Source organism: Loktanella sp. F6476L (genome assembly GCF_023015725.1).
Lineage (GTDB): Bacteria > Pseudomonadota > Alphaproteobacteria > Rhodobacterales > Rhodobacteraceae > Yoonia.
The window spans coordinates 237,402-253,808 of record NZ_JALKAR010000003.1; the positions used below are offsets into that span (position 1 = coordinate 237,402).

13 protein-coding genes are annotated in these 16,407 nt (G+C 54.6%); 9 read left to right on the forward strand and 4 right to left on the reverse strand.

Going from position 1 to position 16,407, the window contains the following annotated elements; translation table 11 throughout:
• Nucleotides 1-115: 115 nt before the first annotated feature.
• The 4 genes from MWU61_RS08985 to MWU61_RS09000 are packed head-to-tail and all read right to left on the reverse strand — an operon-like array spanning nt 116 to nt 3,956.
• Complete coding sequence (locus tag MWU61_RS08985) at nt 116-1,447, reverse strand: acetylornithine deacetylase/succinyl-diaminopimelate desuccinylase family protein (protein WP_247127978.1); 1,332 nt, start codon at nt 1,445-1,447, stop codon at nt 116-118.
• 36 nt (nt 1,448-1,483) lie between these two features.
• A complete protein-coding gene (locus MWU61_RS08990) occupies nt 1,484-2,392 on the reverse strand; it encodes a dimethylarginine dimethylaminohydrolase family protein (RefSeq protein ID WP_247127980.1) in 909 nt (302 codons plus the stop codon).
• 1 nt (nt 2,393) lies between these two features.
• Nucleotides 2,394-2,618, reverse strand: coding sequence for a hypothetical protein (locus tag MWU61_RS08995; RefSeq protein WP_247127982.1), 225 nt, complete (start codon nt 2,616-2,618; stop codon nt 2,394-2,396).
• 42 nt (nt 2,619-2,660) lie between these two features.
• Nucleotides 2,661-3,956, reverse strand: a complete 1,296-nt coding sequence (locus MWU61_RS09000) for an amidohydrolase (RefSeq protein ID WP_247127983.1) — start codon at nt 3,954-3,956, stop codon at nt 2,661-2,663.
• A gap of 239 nt (nt 3,957-4,195) precedes the next feature.
• On the opposite strand from MWU61_RS09000, the gene MWU61_RS09005 reads away from it, so the two are divergent.
• The 9 genes from MWU61_RS09005 (at nt 4,196) to MWU61_RS09045 (ending at nt 16,256) form a co-directional block, all read left to right on the forward strand.
• The gene (locus tag MWU61_RS09005) at nt 4,196-6,700 is read left to right on the forward strand and encodes a serine/threonine-protein kinase (protein ID WP_247127985.1); all 2,505 of its coding nucleotides are present in this window, start codon (nt 4,196-4,198) and stop codon (nt 6,698-6,700) included.
• Between the two features lie 38 nt (nt 6,701-6,738).
• Complete coding sequence (locus MWU61_RS09010; protein WP_247127986.1) at nt 6,739-7,494, forward strand: FHA domain-containing protein; 756 nt, start codon at nt 6,739-6,741, stop codon at nt 7,492-7,494.
• A complete protein-coding gene (locus MWU61_RS09015; protein WP_247127987.1) occupies nt 7,478-8,437 on the forward strand; it encodes a protein phosphatase 2C domain-containing protein in 960 nt (319 codons plus the stop codon). The genes MWU61_RS09010 and MWU61_RS09015 overlap by 17 nt, the downstream gene beginning before the upstream one ends.
• Nucleotide 8,438: 1 nt before the next feature.
• Nucleotides 8,439-9,950 (forward strand): hypothetical protein, encoded by a 1,512-nt coding sequence (locus tag MWU61_RS09020; protein ID WP_247127988.1) that lies wholly within the window; start codon nt 8,439-8,441, stop codon nt 9,948-9,950.
• A gap of 177 nt (nt 9,951-10,127) precedes the next feature.
• The gene (locus MWU61_RS09025; protein WP_247127989.1) at nt 10,128-12,227 is read left to right on the forward strand and encodes a dynamin family protein; all 2,100 of its coding nucleotides are present in this window, start codon (nt 10,128-10,130) and stop codon (nt 12,225-12,227) included.
• Nucleotides 12,224-13,177, forward strand: coding sequence for a dynamin family protein (locus MWU61_RS09030; protein ID WP_247127991.1), 954 nt, complete (start codon nt 12,224-12,226; stop codon nt 13,175-13,177). Before MWU61_RS09025 ends, MWU61_RS09030 begins: the two co-directional genes overlap by 4 nt.
• A gap of 87 nt (nt 13,178-13,264) precedes the next feature.
• Nucleotides 13,265-13,627, forward strand: coding sequence for a hypothetical protein (locus tag MWU61_RS09035; RefSeq protein ID WP_247127993.1), 363 nt, complete (start codon nt 13,265-13,267; stop codon nt 13,625-13,627).
• Nucleotides 13,628-13,679: 52 nt separating this feature from the next.
• Nucleotides 13,680-14,456: a hypothetical protein gene (locus tag MWU61_RS09040; RefSeq protein WP_247127994.1), complete on the forward strand. Its 777-nt coding sequence runs from the start codon at nt 13,680-13,682 to the stop codon at nt 14,454-14,456.
• Nucleotides 14,457-14,663: 207 nt separating this feature from the next.
• Nucleotides 14,664-16,256, forward strand: coding sequence for a phosphate ABC transporter substrate-binding/OmpA family protein (locus tag MWU61_RS09045; protein WP_247127995.1), 1,593 nt, complete (start codon nt 14,664-14,666; stop codon nt 16,254-16,256).
• The last annotated feature ends 151 nt before the right edge of the window (nt 16,257-16,407 follow it).

Below are 16,407 nucleotides of genomic sequence, written 5' to 3' on the forward strand. Positions count from 1 at the left end.
ACTGTCAAGTGACGATTGGTCCTTAAATGGGGGAAAGGGGCGAGGAAAAAGGAAATCGTACCATCTCGTCCGAGACGCTTCAGCGACAGCTTTTCTGGGATCGAATGACGCCATACTATTCACCGTGACTATTTGAGAAGGACGTGTTCATTTTTTCGTCCACCAACAACCGCACCAACGTCCGCGCCATCACCTTCGCGCTGTCGATCATATCATCGACCCCCACATATTCGTCTGGCTTATGCGCCAGCTCTAGAATCCCCGGCCCGTAGGCCACGCAGTTTTTCAGCTTCCCGATCCGGTCGATGTGTTTTTGATCGTAGGTCCCGGGTGAGGCCACGAATTCCGCCTCTTTCCCCAACACATGCGCGATTTCTGCCGCTACGGTCGCGGCCACGGGCGCGTCCCGATCTGTCATGGACGGCAGGACGCTGTTCAATTCCGTCAACGCATAGTCGAACTTGGGTCGGTCGGCTTTCAAGCCTTCCAGCAACGCCTCAACCTCTCCCCGCACGTCCTCTAGCGGCTCCTCAACCAAGAACCGTCGATCAATCACCACACGACAGGAATCCGGTACGCAATGAGCTGGTAATCCGGTGAAATCATCCGATTGTTCGGCCATCCCGCCGTGAATTGAGTTGATGTTCATCGTCGATTGGCGGGCCCCCTCTGGCACCACGGGCATATCCGTGCGGCGCAGGGCCATGGCGGGGTAAAGGTCGCTCTCAAACTTGTCCAAGACCGCGCCCATATGGCGGACAGCGCAATCGCCAAGGAACGGCATAGAGCCATGGGCGATCTCGCCAAACGTCTCAATCTCGGCCCACCAGCCGCCGCGATGCCCAAGACACACGCGGTCCTTGTTCAACGGTTCGGGGATGATCACGTGCTGGACCCGTTCGGGCGCAAAGAAGCCCTTCTCCGCCAGATAAGCAACACCACCATAGCCGCCGGATTCCTCGTCAGCCGTGCCGGAAATCTCAATCGCGCCGTGAAAATCGGGGTAAGTCGCGATGAACGCCTCTGCTGCAATGATCGACGCAGCCAACCCGCCCTTCATGTCGCAGGCCCCCCGCCCGTAGATTTTGCCGTCGATCAATTCGCCACCAAAGGGATCAACAGTCCAGCCTTTGCCGACCTCGACCACATCCGTATGCGAATTGAAATGCACGCAATCGCCCTCATGTTTGCCGTCCCGTCGCGCAATTACGTTCCAGCGGGGGTAGCGTTCGCTATCGCCGGGCGTGCCATGGGCGCGGATCATCTGGATCTCGAACCCCGATGTTTTCAAACGCTCGCCAAGGAAGTCGCAGATCGCCTGATAATTCTCGCCCGGCGGGTTCAGCGTCGGGATACGGATCAAATCCCCAGTCAACTGGATCAGGTCGTCGCGGCGATCTTCAATCGCGGCCATCAGGGCGGTCATCTGCGGGGTGTCATCTGTCATGACACCACCATTGCCGAAGGTTGTCGCCCGAGCAAGTCACGCAACCCGTTTCAGTGCCTGCGCCATACAATGAATGCCACCGCCAGTTTTGCTGATCTCGGACATATCAATCGCTGCAACATCAAAACCACGCGCGCGCAGTTGATCAATCAACGTCTGCGAAGACGTCGGCGCAATGACGCGATCCCCGCCGAGCGACATGAAATTGCAGCCCAGCGCCATGGTATCGCGGAACGGGACGTCGATGATTTCGTGGCCCTTGGCTTTCAACCAATCCACAATCGCAGGTTCCGTGCAATCCAGACATACTGCTGTCAGCTTTTCCGCAATCGGCACAACCATCAGGTCGATATGCACATAATATTCATCGATAAAGGCAAGCCGGGTCTCCCAGCCTTCAGCGTCGAACCACGCTTGAACCTGACGCGCCCCTTCTTCTTGGGTCCGCGCACCACCACAACCGATCAGCACACAACCTTCTTCGATGACGTTGAAATCGCCGCCCTCAAAAGTGCCAGCCGTGACCATGTCGTAAATTGGGATGCCGAGCTGTTCATACGTACGGATCGCTGCATAATTTTCGCCGCGCCGCCACCATTGGGACATTGCCGTGATCACCGCGCCGTAGGGTGTCATGACCGAACTATCGCGCGCGTAGACCTGCATTGGCAATTCAGGTTGCGGGTCATGCATATGTATAGTGACATCGAAATGCTCGTATGCGCTGACCAATTCCGCATGCTGGGCTTGGGCAACCTGAACGTTGCACGGATTTTCGCGAAGATGATGACGAGACAACGAACTGGTGGACAGGTGCCGTAGTTGCGCGGGCGACCCCAGCAAGACATCCGTCAGCCGATCCGTTTCATTGGCAAAGCCCCATGTGTCCAATAGCGGCGTGCCACCTTGCCCGTTACGTCGTTGCAAAGAAAATTCGTTCGTCATGTCATGCACCATCCATGTCTTTGGGAATCCACCAGTCGCGCCCACGCGCCGTCGTCACATATTCCGGCCAACGGAAATGGATCGGCGGATCGTAGTCACACAAAGGCGGGATCGGGTCCTTTGCCGTGCGCGATTGAAATTCAGCCATTGCGGCGTCACGCGCGTCTTCGTCTTCAAGCAGCCGAACAGCAGACATCGCGAGAACTTTCGCCGCCGCCTGTACCATTGGGTCAATCGTTGCAGGGATACCCCCAAGCGCATTCATCACTCACGACGGGTAAGTCACGCCGGACGCAGCCGCCAACGCAGGGCGCGCCACATAGAACCGTGCTGTCGGTGCGTGCCACGTCATGTCTGTATAGTCGTCAGATGTTGAATTTGTCTGCGACGGCGGTAGGTCATGTCGCAAAATCGCTTCTGCCGCTTCCGGATCAATCAGGCGCGACATCTCTGGAATGAACGGGTCCTCCATTGGCGCTAAGCCTAGGTTCTTTTGCATTTCACGTGCGATGGCCTTAGCCCCATCATCCCAAATCGGTGGTCCTACTTCGACCATCGTTTCCCAAACGGTGCGCGCGATCGCGTGGTTCGCCAATCCGGGTCGGGATTTGCAGACCCAGTGTTTTTCCCAGCGGCACCCAGTCATATCCGCTGCGGCCTGCGCGTTTCGGTCCAGCACAGCTGTGATCTGCTCCGCCATCGCAATGTCGGGCGTGCGCATCATGTATTGTATCTCGGCCAGTCCGGCTGGCAGGTTATCAGCCGTGGCTTGCCCTGCGGTCAGGATGGCTTCGGAAATCGACCAGCCACCTTGATGCGGCAGCATGTTGTCGCGTAGGGATTTCGACGCGAGGTACATCATATTCAACGCATCATTCGCACCGGGCGCCCGAACCGCCGAATGGCTTTGCGGGATCGGTGTGTCGGTCGTGCCCCATTTTTCGGGCGCATCGCAAAGGAAGCGGTAGACCATGGAATAGGCGGCACCACAGTGGGTATCCCACCGCACCGTGTTACACATCGGCAGCATATAGAACGGATGAAACGATAGGATCGCAGCAAGCCCGTCATAGTATCCGGCAGCGGCGTGGATTGGTTTCGACCCGCGCACCTTTTCGGCAGGTTCACCGGTAAACCGCAGCCCTCCCTTGATCCCATGCTTTTCCATTGCGGCCTTGGTCGCCAATAATCCGCCAAGCCCTGCGATCCCAAGACCGGAATGCGGATCAGTATGCCCGCCTGCTTGGTAACCGAGACCATCACGTGGAGCACGATCTGTCGTCGCCGCCTGACAATTGCCAGGCACAGCATCGTATTCGGCATACATCCCAATGATTGGACCATCGCCATTCGACCAATCTGCACAGAATGCCGTTGGCATCCCCGCGCTACCTTCTTCAACTGCGAATCCTTCTTCGCGCAGCCGTTTGACGTACCACGCGGCAGATTCGTATTCCCGCCATGCGGTTTCACCGAAGTTGAAAATGGTTTGGCATGCCTTTGAAAGGTCTTCAGCTGATTGTTCAACGTGGTTTAAGGCTGTCGCTTGTGCAGTGCTTGGCATCCAAACCCCCTATATTGCAGGTAAAGTTTGGTGCAAAATAGGTCCGCCCGCTAGTGATTGTTTCCGGAAAACTTACCCCCATTGTTCTCGGATTGACTCCAATCAACGTCCGAAAAGATGATTAATGGCCCTGAAACAACAAAGTCGCGTCACCTTTTAGCCTAATTTGAATGACAAATCTCGATCCCAAGTCAGACGGATCCCCCCGTCAATTTATTTGTTTGAAAGCTGGATGTGATATGGGCAACGAGAACGCAGCAGAAATCGGCACCGACGAGGATTTCGTTGACGAGCTGAAGCCGGGCACGCAGTTGATGCACGGCCAGTATACGATCGAAAGCTTCCTGAATGCAGGCGGCTTTGGCATCACGTACTTGGCCAGAGATAGTCTTGATCGGAAGATCGTGATCAAGGAATGTTTCCCTGGATCTTTCTGCCGCCGCAGCCGGTCGATTGTGCAGGCACGGTCCCGTGCCCACCAGAAAGAACTGAATTCGATGGTGCGCTTGTTTGTGCAAGAGGCGAAGAGCCTTGCCAAACTGAACCATCCAAACATCGTGGGCGTTCACCAAGTCTTTGAAGATAACGACACCGCTTACATGGCGCTCGACTTTGTTGAGGGTCGCGACATGCTGGATACGCTAGATGATCCAGATGCGGTCATGGCACCGGAAACCATCAAGTCGATGTTGATTGACGTGCTGGGCGCGGTTGGCTTCATTCACAGCCAAGACATTCTGCACCGCGATATTTCACCAGACAACATCCTGATCGAACCATCAGGTCGTCCGGTTCTGATCGACTTTGGTGCAGCACGTGAAGAAGCCACCAAGCAAAGCCGTGTGCTATCTGCACTCAGCGTTGTGAAAGACGGTTATTCGCCGCAAGAATTCTACATCGCCGGATCAGACCAGAACGCGTCATCCGATTTGTATGCACTTGGCGCCAGCTTCTATCACTTCATCAAAGGTGAGGTTCCGCCGAATTCACAAGCACGGTTGGCTGCAATCGCATCCGGTGACAGCGATCCATACGTTCCGCTGAATGGCGCGATACCGGGCTACGATTCCAATTTCTTGTCAGCTATTGATAAGGCGCTTGAAGTCCTACCAAAGAACCGCGTTCAGTCCGCACAGGAATGGTTGGACATGATTGCAGGCAAGCATTTGCCAACTGCCCAAGGCAGCAAAGCAACGGTTGCATCAGCAGTCGCAGCGACAGCGCCGTCATCACAAGGCAAGTCCAAAGTAGCAATGTTGATGGCATCAGCCGCAGCAATTGCTGTTGTCGGCGTTGGCGTCGCATTCTCAACCGGTGCTTTTGACGCGGCAGAGGTCGTCGAGGCCGACGCATCCGCAACTGTAGCTGAAACACCAGACGCCATGGCAGAAGCTTTGGCGCTAGTTGAAGCGGCGACACAAGATGCGATCGAAGAAAGTGCCGCAGTCGAACCTGCGCAGGCAACAGACACCACTGTTCTTGAAGCCCAAGCTCAAGTCGAAGCCGAATTGGCTGCACTGGAACGTGCCGCCGAAGAAGAACGCGCCGCTAAGGCCGCCGAATTTGAAGCGCTCGCCGCTGAAAACGAAGCACGCCGTATCGCGCTCGCCGAAGAACGCGCCACGGCATTGGCAATCCGCGAAGCAGCCCAAGCTGAAGCCGCAGCACGCGCCGCCGTAGCAGCCGAAGCACAAGCTGTCGCAGAAGCACAAGCCGCAGCGGCTGAAGAAGCGCGCCAATTGGCCGAAGCACGTGCTGCGCAAGAAGCACAGGACGCCGCCGAAGCAGAAGCACGTGCCATTGCACAAGCTGAAGCTGACGCAGCTCAGGCAGCAGCCGAAGAAGCCGCACGTGTTGCAGCTGTGGAAGCTGCGGAAGCTGCGCGCAAAGCTGAAGCTGCAGCATTGGCCGCCGCGACGCTGGACACTCCAACACCGCCGATGGATTCTAACGAATTGATCGCGCTTGCCGGGATCACCGGCGCACCTGAAATGCCCGCGACTGCCTTTGCAGCCATTCTGGCGGAAGGTCCGAACGCATCCGGTTTCGCTAATACAGCTGATTTCGTCTTCCCCGAGACCGCCTCAGGTTTCACATCTGTTTCATTGGCGTTGTCAGAGGCAATCCCAGCGTTCGCGCCGGGCCGCGAGATCGTCAACCAGCCACCGGCAGACAATTCGTTCGTTCTGTCCAACTGGACCGTTGAATTGCCGTTTGCGGCAGCGTCGTCATCGTCCCGTGTCATCGGCAACGTTGGCCCTGTCGCCCCGCTTTGGGTGAATGAAGGCGTCGAAATTGATACCGTGAATGGCCGCGCAATCGCGAACATCGACGGTATTGGCGATACGCTGAAAAGCGCGATCGAACTAGAAGATCAGACTGAATTGCAGGTCAGCTTCGGCATCAAAGATGCGGAAACCGGCAATCAAACTGAACAAAACTGGACCCTTCCTATCATCCAAAAGACAGCACTTTTGAATGGGATCAGCTTTGAAACACGTCGCATCGACGATGCGTGGGTCACAACTGTGACTGATGCACCGGCAAGCGCGAAAAGCGACCTGAAGGTCGGCGATCAACTGATCGCATACATGCTGACATCCGAACTTGTGGATGATCGCACATCAATGAAAACGATCATGGATCGTGAACTTGCTGACGGCAAATCGCTGTTTAGCTTTGCTGTCAACCGTGACGGAACGATGTGGATTGCATCGCTCGATTACGCTGGCAATGCGCAATGAAATCGGCCTGTGCCCTAAGGAAAAAAGAGGTATAACCCATGAAATTTCTAAGTGATCTTTTTAGTCGCAAGCGTTCCGACGCCAAGCCGGCCGATGCACCAATCGAAAACTTTGCGGATGTCGCGACACGCGCTGACGCAACGCTTGATCAGGTCAACACCAATGCGTTGATCGACAATGTGAACGAAAAAGTTGGCGATAAATCTCCTAAGGTGAACATCTGGGATGATGAAGAAGACTTGCCACCGGTCGCGTCGCTCGAAGAAATTCGCCCAAGTGCTCCGGCACCTGCAAAGGCCCCGTCCCGTGCACGCCGCACGAAGACACGCCTGATCGGTTTCGAAAGCAGCTCTGGCGTTGTTGATCTGTTTGACAGCACACCGGCAGCAGCACCTACCAAACGGGCAAAGTTCCCAGTTGGTTGGGCGATTGTTGTGTCCGGCCCAGGCCGTGGCGAATGTTTCTCGCTGGAATCCGGTATGTCCCAGATTGGACGTGGCGAAGACCAAGCCATCCAGCTTGATTTCGGCGATAACGCCGTGTCGCGCACAAACCATGCCGCGATTGTCTATGATGCTGAAAACCACACGTTCCTGTTGGGTCACGGTGGCAAAAGCAACATCGTACGCTTGAATGACCAACCAGTGATCAGCAATGAAGCTCTGAAAGACGGTGATATGATCCGGATCGGTGAGACGACTTTGCGCTTTGTGCCGCTTTGTTCCCCAGACTTTAACTGGGCAGCTGAAGGCACCACCGACAACGAGGAGTCCGACGATGTGGCGATCGCCTGAACCCCGTTACGACGTAGCCTCTGCGTTGTGCCAAGGCGGCCGTGACTATCAGGAAGACGCGATTGTCACCGACTTTCCGTTTGGATCTGATAGCGGTGTTGTCGTCCTTGCTGACGGTATGGGTGGCCATGCGGCTGGTGATGTGGCGTCAAAGATCGTCGTCACAGAAGTCTTTAGCGAACTGAAGTTCCAATCTGCGAACTTTCACGAATTCGAAAAAGACATCCCGTCGATGATGACCTCTGCGGCAGCTGGCGCGAACGCATGTGTCCGCGACCATGTCCAAGACAACCCGCAAACCCGCGGTATGGGTGCGACTTTGGTTTCGCTCGTCATGGTGGAAAACCGGATGTTCTGGATGTCGATTGGTGACAGCCCGTTGTATCTGTTGCGCGGTGGTAAACTGCGCCAGTTGAACGAAGATCATTCAATGGCTCCGCAGATTGATTTCATGGTGCAATCGGGCCTTTTGGACCCGGAAGTTGCCAAGAACCACCCTGATCGGAACTGTCTGACGTCGGTGATCTTAGGCGAACGCGTCGCGAAGTCTGATTGCCCGAACGATCCGTTTGGTCTTGAGATTGGCGATATCGTGGTCGTGTCTTCGGATGGGCTTCAGTATCTTGATGAACCGGTGATCCAAAAGATCCTGCACAAGTATCGTCGCCGTAAAAGCGCCGAAATTGCAGGGCATCTGTTGGAGGCTATCGAAAAGCTGGGTGATGTGGATCAGGACAACGTGTCTTTTGCCGTGATCAAGCTGAACCACAACAAGCCGATGGATCGCGCCGTTCGGGTGAAACCGACCGACATCGTTGATACCACATCTGCGTCCGTGACCCGTGTCGTCCATCTGGATGAGGTGGCCGAAGCTAAGAAAAATGCTGCATCCGCTGCATCTGATGAAGAACCAGCACTGAAACTGGTATCCGGAGTAAAGTAATATGTCTGTACGGGCTGCCGCCGATCAAGTTCACCTCGCGCTTAACGACGCGCTGGTGTCTGGGAAAATTCCTGCTGACGTGGCTGACGCTGCGAACGCATTGCTCAAGCGTCTGCGACAGCCCGTACGGGTCACTCTTTTGGGCTTACCCGGTGCCGGTAAATCCACCTTGGTCAACTTATTGCTGAACGACGCGGTTATCCCCGACGGGATTAGCTTGCCGACAACGCAATATGTCCATGGCGAAAACCCGTCAGCCGTCATGACGCTCAGCGATGGGCGCCGCGAAACCCTGGATAAAGCTGATCCATTTCAGATCGCGGCAGCTGCACCTATGTTCGTCGAAGTGGCTTTGCCGTTGGCAGCACTCGGCCGGATCAATGTGCTTGAAGTTGTGGCGCCTGCCGTATTGCAGGACCAACAACGTGCAATGCATTGGGCAGCAAAACGAACCGATCTGGCGCTGTGGTGCACCGACAATTTTGACCGGTCTGAACAGGCGTTGTGGGACACAATGCCCGATGCCATCAAAGACAACGCATACTTGCTGCTGACCCACGCTGATCAGGCCTTGGCCCGTGGTGAATTGGATCATCTGTTGGGTAGCATCCGTCAGAATCACGCCTATCAGTTCAACAAAATCATGCCTATCGCGACGCCAAGCGCTATTGCTGCGCGCCAACCTGACGGCAGCGTCGACAAAGCAATGATGCAAAAAAGTGGTGCATTGACGCTGATTTCTTCGATCTTGAAACAGGTCGATGCGCGGTTGCAAGGCGCTGTTGACGAAGCCGGCGCAATGGTCGCGCAATACAAAGATGCGCCAGTCGCAAAAATCGCCGAACCAGTCGCACAAACACCCGTGGCGCAAGAACCCGTCATCACGCCTTCAAAGCCTGTGAATGTCGTTGAAATGAAGACAGCCAAGCCTGTCGATATGGTCGAAGCGGCAGCTAAGTCTGCACCACGCCCACGGGTCAAATCCAAACTTGTGGCCATCGAACCATCGCGCCCTACGCAAAAACCGCAGGCAGCCCCGGCACCCGCGCCACAAGCGCCTGTCGAAACAGCACCTGCGGCCGATCCTGCGCCGAAGAAGGCACGTCCTGGCTTTATGCCAAAGGCGCGCACGACGGTGATCATTCCCCGTGCGACACCCGAAACATGCGCCGCCTACGATGAAGCAATCGCTTACCTGACAAAGCAGGGGCGTGCGCTGACACAAGACATGGCCGCAAATGATAACCTGTCGTCCGATCACCTGATGAACGCGTCTGCGGACAATATCATGTGGTTGTCTGACTATCTCGAAGATCTGTCTATCGCTGATGATCCTGTGCTCGAAAAGTCCCGCACGCGGGCCTTGGATGCCACTGAACTGGTCCAGCTGATGCAGATCGAGAAAAACGATTCTGCGGCGCTTGATGCGCTAAGCTTGGTGATCCAATTGAAACGCGATCTCGAATCTGAAATCGCGCTGGCCCGTCACACAAACCGTCATCAAGCCGCATAAAATAAGGGGAAACAGCCCCTGCCGACCGAGCGACGGTTCAATTTTTAAGCGAACTTTTGCCTTAATTCCGCCGCGGCAGACTGTTTCTTTAGACGGATCAATTAGGGTTCGGGCCGCCTATTGGCCCCAACCAGAGCCAACGACCCGCACAAAACGCGGGCAGGAAAGAACGTGGATATGGAAAAGTTGACAAACGATCAGGGTGAGCAGGCCCAAGTGTCACAGCCCGGATTCATGCGGATTGGTCTGAACAAGCTTGAGACCTACCACGACGAACTGAGCGATCTTGAAGATACCCTTTTCGACATCGAAAAGATTGGCGGCCCAGAAGCGGCCAAAAAGGCGCAAAAGCTGGTCAAGCAGCTACGTGCGTTTGAACCAAACATCACGATGATCGGCCAGATTAAGGCCGGTAAAACATCGCTCGTGAACGCCATGGCAGGCCGTCCCGGTTTGCTGCCAGCGGACGTGAACCCGTGGACATCCGTCATCACGTCACTTCACCTGAACACGCCGATGGCGCCCGATGCGCCGCGTGCGTCATTCCAGTTCTTTGACCAGAACGAATGGGATCATTTGGTCGAAAACGGTGGCCGTATCGGCGAATTGTCCAGCCGCGCTGGCGCCGATGAAGAAATGAACAAGGTCCGCGAACAGATCGGCCAGATGTACGAAAAAACCCGCGAACGGTTGGGACGTAAGTTCGAACTGCTGCTGGGGCAACGTCACAACTACGCCGAACTCGACGACGACCTGATGCAGCGCTACGTCTGCATGGGCGATGACTTCGACGAGATTTCGCAGGCCGAACAGCAGGGTCGTTTCGCCGATATTACGAAATCAGCTGACCTGTACATGGACGCTAGTTTCTTGCCGATGCCATTGTGTATCCGCGATACGCCAGGCGTGAACGATACGTTCATGATGCGTGAGCAGATCACGATCAAAGCCCTGCGTGACAGCCGGATTTGTGTGGTTGTTCTGTCTGCACACCAAGCGTTGTCGACCATGGACATGGGCTTGATCCGTTTGATTTCAAACGTGAAAAGCCGTGAAGTCGTGATTTTTGTGAACCGTGTCGACGAACTGTCCGATCCAGCAAATCAGATCCCTGAAATTCGTGCGTCTATTCTGCAGACTTTGTCTGACAACAACGGCCCCGAAAACTGCGAAGTGCTGTTCGGGTCTGCCTACTGGGCCAACATGGCGCTGGGCGGTGATCTGACCGAAATTGTTGATGACAGCGCCAATGCCTTGTTCAATTACGCCGAATCGATCCTTGGCGACCAAGCCACAGATATGGATGCGTTCGAAATGGTCTGGCAATTGTCCGGCCTGCCACATCTGTTCGACGCGATTTCCGAACGGATCGCCGAAGGTTCTGGCGCAGAACGTTTGACGTCCATCCGCAAGAGCGCGCAAAACCATGTGGGCGGCCTACGGGCGTCGAGTTCACTGGTGTCCATGCGTCTGGAAGGCGACAATGTCACAACGATGGATGAAACGACGCTGAAAGCGCATCTTGATGCCATCGACGCGAAGCATATTCAGAAACTGAATGACGGTCTGGACGAAGTCTTTGCCAAGTTTAGCCGCCGTATTGATCAATCGAACAAACGATTCCTTGACCGCGCGGTTGAGACGCTGATCCAACACCTTGAAACTAAGGGTGAAAACGAGATTTGGCAGTATTCTCCTGATGGTCTGCGCATTCTGTTGCGCACCGGTTATCAGGTGATGAAGAAAGACTTCACCGCCATGTGCGATGCCGCTTTTGGCGATGCCGCGACTGATTTGACTGACCTATATGCACAGGCATTTTCGGTTGATGTCGAAAACTTCACGGTGACACCACCAGACGCACCTGGCGTGCCTGCTCCTGTGTCTTTGGGACAAACCATCGCGCTTGATCTGCAGACATCTTGGTGGAAAGGTTGGTGGCAACGCCGCAAAGGATACCGCGCCTTTGCCAGCAATTTCTATGAATTGATCGAGGCGGAAACCGCCCCTATCGTCGATGACCTAAAAAACCGTCAGTTGAACGACATCCGCCAAACCGCCCTCGGCGAGATGGCCGATTTCTTGGCTGAACAACGCGGCATTCTGACGGATATCGCTGAAAAATCTCAAATCGGTCTTGGTGATCTGGAAGGCCTGTTCGGCATTACAGCCCAGCAAGAACGTGAAGAACTGTTCGACATCATTTTCGAAGATCTCGCGATTGATGACGATGACTACGACGTTGACCCAAAAATATCTGGAGGTGCTGCCGCATGACCCATTCCACTTCGCTGAACCGTAAGCCACGCATTGCGCTTATGGGTGAATTCAGTGCTGGCAAAAGCACGTTGTCAAATCTGCTGCTGGGCTCACGCCCCTTGCCGGAAAAGGTAACGGCAACGCGCCTGTCACCTGTTTGGATGGCATCCGGTTCGCAGCCCCCTTACCGCGTTGATGTGGACGGCACCGAAGAACTGATTTCACTGTCGCATCTCGAAGAAATTGGCGTTGAAAACACACGCGTGATCCGCTTGTTCTTTGAAAGTGATATCCTTGATGTGTGTGATCTAATTGATTTTCCAGGCATTTCCGACCCGAACATGTCATCTGATGTGGTGGAACGGATGCTGGAAGAAGTCGACGCCGTGTTGTGGTGTACCCACGCGACCCAAGCATGGCGGCAGTCCGAAGCTGCGGTTTGGGCCCAGATGCCCGAAGCCGTACGCAAGCGGTCTATCCTGTTGATCACGCGTTTCGATAAGTTGACGACAGAGCGTGACCGCAATCGCGTCTTGGCGCGGGTCAAGCACGAAACCAAAGGTCAATTCGGCGCGACCTTCCCCGTATCCCTGCTTCAGGCATTGAATGCTGGCGAAGATTACGATGCATGGGACGCCAGTGGTGCTGGCGCGTTCACCGAACATTTGATCGAAATGGTTCAGGAACTGACCATCGCAGTCGCAGGAACAACCGAAACGCTTTACGTGTCGGCTCCGGAAGCAACAGAAGTCGATGCAACTGACGCAGAACCTTCGCCGCTTTTGTTGACAGACCCCGTTGTAGACGGTCGCGATCCCGAAGCCGCACCAGTGGTGCCGCGCCGTGTCAGCGCACATCGCGTAGACGCTGCAGATGACAATTCACACAGGCCGCGCCCAAACACATCACGTCCCGTTTTCCACATGGACGACGAGACTGTTGAAAACCCAGCGCAGATTGCATCTTAAACAACCGACGCATGTTGCAGTCCCTTTCCCTGTGTGCCCGAATGTCATAAAAGGACTTTGGGTGTAACGGGATAGAGTGCGCAAGACATGGCCACAGAAGAATTGGACGCGCTGCACAGCCAGTTTCCAAAGTGTGAAACGCTCGCGTTTGCGGATCTGTCCACCGAGATGGTTTTGGTTACAAACACCGACGCCCCGCAGCAACGCGAGGCGCTGAACGCGTTGTGCGCAGACGCGGCCAAAAGCCTTGGTAAACCCGGAAGTCCAAATTTTGGCGACGGTCAAAGCGACACAGCAATGATCGCAACACGCGATCAACTGACCATTTTCTTGCGCGCAGCAAACGAACCGTCTGATGTTCTGTGCTGCATCTGTCAGCCAGATATTGACGTGTCATCGTTCCTGACAGCAGCGCGCCCGACGCTTCAAAAAATTAGCAGCGGATCATGATGATCGATCTCGCAACCCTTCCCATGTCGCACGATGCAGGATCACCTTTGTGATGGATAAACAAACCCTTGCCCAGAAACTCGCCGCGCTTTCATCTGAAGGTGAGAGCTTTGAAAACGGCCTGCGCGTAGTATCTGACGGGACAGAACCGCCGATTCTGACCGCGATCCTGAACGAAATCGACATGACCGTCTTGCCGCGCAAACTGACGTTTAAGATGAACGGATCCGAAATATCTTTGGTCGCGGGCGGACGTCGTCTGCGCGGTTTGGTGCAGGCATCAAAAGACATCACAGGCGTGATGGGTGTGTTGGGGAAATCGATTTCCCACGATGCGCCGGACGTCATTGATGGTCTGCATGGTATCATTGATCAGTTCACTGCAACGGCTGGTGAATTGACAGTTGTCAGTGACGAACCCGACGCGATGGGTGGCCAGTCTGACGCGGGTCTTACCGCACAGAATCTTGCGGCGCATTGGGGCGTTGACCTGAACCCGGCGCCGTTAACACCGATGATCTCTTTTGTTCGTGATTGCGGGGATTTTGTCACCGCTTGGGTGGTTTTGAAAGACGGGTCCGAGAACACAACCGGCGGAGATGGCGCAAAACTGGCGATATTACGCGCAGCGATTGATGCAAAATGGGACAGTTTTTCTCAATCAGTGGAACAATTAGCGGGTCCAACAGGATTTATTTGCTTGAATGATGCCTTAGATGAAGCCGGATCTGTTGCAATCGTAAAGACTTCTTCAGAAGCTGCTATTTTGTGCTATGCGTCTGAAAATATGGCAAATTTGCACAGTGCGTGGTCAAAATCTAAACTTTAGGGCCAAAACCGCACTAAACCCTTACGTGTAGACCAAAAATGAGACTGCCGTTAGGTCAGCTTCCGCACTCAGTTTGGTCATAAATTTTCCACAAAACCTTATCAAATCTCACCATCAATGACGCGAATGAAAACGTTTGCGTTCGTGGATGGGTCGCTTTTTCAAGTTTAGACGCCCGTTTTTGTTTGGTTATGAGGAGATTTCGATATGTTTTTCAACAAGTACAACGCACGCCAAATTGCGGCACGTGCCCTAATTACTTTTGCTGCAGGCGCTTTGCCAATGTCAGTTCTCGCAGACGAGGTTACGCTCAAGTCTGCTGACGGAACCGTAAACCTTGTTGGGGAATTCGTCGATTTCGTCGACGACAACTACGTCATCCGCACCGGCCTTGGCGATCTTCGGATTGCCGCGAACCGCGTTCGCTGTGAAGGCGATGCATGCCCCGTCTTTGATACTGCCACTGCAGACATCCAAATCGCTGGGTCTGACACAGTTGGTCTTGGTATGATGCCATTGCTGATTTCCGGCTACGCGTCGCACCTGAATGCAGAAGCATCGGTCATCGCGACAGAAACCCGCGGTCAAATTCTGGCGAACCTTGTTGGTGACGGCGGATTTGGCGATGAAATCGGCAGCTATCTTGTGACATCAACATCGTCCGGCGATGCGTTCTCTACCCTTCTGGATGGAACAGCCCAAATCGGCATGTCATCACGCCGGATTCGTCCAGCTGAAGCCCGTGCATTGCGTGACAACGGCGCTGGCAACATGGTCAGCGCAAAACAGGAACATGTGATTGCGGTGGATAGCCTTGTGGTTATCACCCACCCGGAAAACCCAATCAAAGAACTGTCGCTGGAACAACTGCGCGGTATCTATTCGGGTGCCATCACAAACTGGTCCGAAGTGGGCGGTGGTGACGCTGAAATCAAGCTGATCACACGTGTCGACGGATCCGGTACACGTGCCGTATTCGAAAGCCGTATCTTTGGTGAAATCGAACCATCACTCGTTTCCACGGCAGCAGTTGTCGAAGGCAACAACGAAATGGCCGCAATGGTGAACGAAGATCCATTTGCGCTGGGTTATGTTGGCTACGCTTTCCAGCGTGGCGCAAAAGCCTTGTCCGTTGTGAACGAATGCGGAATTTCGGTGACACCTGACGCGTTCTCAGCCAAGACAGAAGAATACGCCCTGCAACGTCGTCTGTATCTCTACAACCGTAGCGACGCGATTGATGCATCCACACAAGATTTCGTGGACTATACCGTGTCCAAAGATGCTGATGGCGTGATCGCAAAAGCAGGCTTTATCGACTTGGGCATCAGCCGCCGCGAACAGGCGCTTGATGGCGCACGCGCACGTGCATTGCTTGATCCAAACGTCGACGCTTACGAAGGCGGCGTGATGCGTGAAATGTTGTCTGAAATGGTTGATTACGACCGCTTGTCCACAACATTCCGTTTCGCGACAGGATCATCCCGTTTGGATGAACGTGGCTTGCTTGATATGGCACGTTTGGCCGACTTCCTTGAAGCGCAGCCAGAAGGCACAAAAGTGCGTTTTGTTGGCTTTACAGACGGTGTTGGTGCGTTTGATAGCAACCGGACACTTTCAGAAAGCCGCGCGAACCAAGTGATGGCCGAACTTGCTGCATTTGCAGGTGATCGTGTCGCAAACCTTGAAATGGGCGTGTCCGGCTTCGGCGAGATCGCACCATCCGCATGTAACATCAACGAAAACGGTCGCACGATTAACCGTCGCGTTGAAGTGTGGATCGAAGCTGCCCGCGGGTAATTTTGTCGGGCACAGTCAAATGGCTGTGCCCGCATCACCCACGGGTCGCCTGTTTGGCATCCTTTTGCCAACAGCACTTTGAATTTTCAGAACCGGTTTCGATCTGCCCACGTGCTGCGATTCATGCCGGTGATATCCTGCACCCTTTGCG

Bases quoted from the DNA above. Each gene is read 5' to 3' on its own strand.
- MWU61_RS08985 (WP_247127978.1), bottom strand. From the start codon at position 1,447: ATGACAGATGACACCCCGCAGATGACCGCCCTGATGGCCGCGATTGAA.
- MWU61_RS08990 (WP_247127980.1), bottom strand. From the start codon at position 2,392: ATGACGAACGAATTTTCTTTGCAACGACGTAACGGGCAAGGTGGCACG.
- MWU61_RS08995 (WP_247127982.1), bottom strand. From the start codon at position 2,618: ATGGTACAGGCGGCGGCGAAAGTTCTCGCGATGTCTGCTGTTCGGCTG.
- MWU61_RS09000 (WP_247127983.1), bottom strand. From the start codon at position 3,956: ATGCCAAGCACTGCACAAGCGACAGCCTTAAACCACGTTGAACAATCA.
- MWU61_RS09005 (WP_247127985.1), top strand. From the start codon at position 4,196: ATGGGCAACGAGAACGCAGCAGAAATCGGCACCGACGAGGATTTCGTT.
- MWU61_RS09010 (WP_247127986.1), top strand. From the start codon at position 6,739: ATGAAATTTCTAAGTGATCTTTTTAGTCGCAAGCGTTCCGACGCCAAG.
- MWU61_RS09015 (WP_247127987.1), top strand. From the start codon at position 7,478: ATGTGGCGATCGCCTGAACCCCGTTACGACGTAGCCTCTGCGTTGTGC.
- MWU61_RS09020 (WP_247127988.1), top strand. From the start codon at position 8,439: ATGTCTGTACGGGCTGCCGCCGATCAAGTTCACCTCGCGCTTAACGAC.
- MWU61_RS09025 (WP_247127989.1), top strand. From the start codon at position 10,128: ATGGAAAAGTTGACAAACGATCAGGGTGAGCAGGCCCAAGTGTCACAG.
- MWU61_RS09030 (WP_247127991.1), top strand. From the start codon at position 12,224: ATGACCCATTCCACTTCGCTGAACCGTAAGCCACGCATTGCGCTTATG.
- MWU61_RS09035 (WP_247127993.1), top strand. From the start codon at position 13,265: ATGGCCACAGAAGAATTGGACGCGCTGCACAGCCAGTTTCCAAAGTGT.
- MWU61_RS09040 (WP_247127994.1), top strand. From the start codon at position 13,680: ATGGATAAACAAACCCTTGCCCAGAAACTCGCCGCGCTTTCATCTGAA.
- MWU61_RS09045 (WP_247127995.1), top strand. From the start codon at position 14,664: ATGTTTTTCAACAAGTACAACGCACGCCAAATTGCGGCACGTGCCCTA.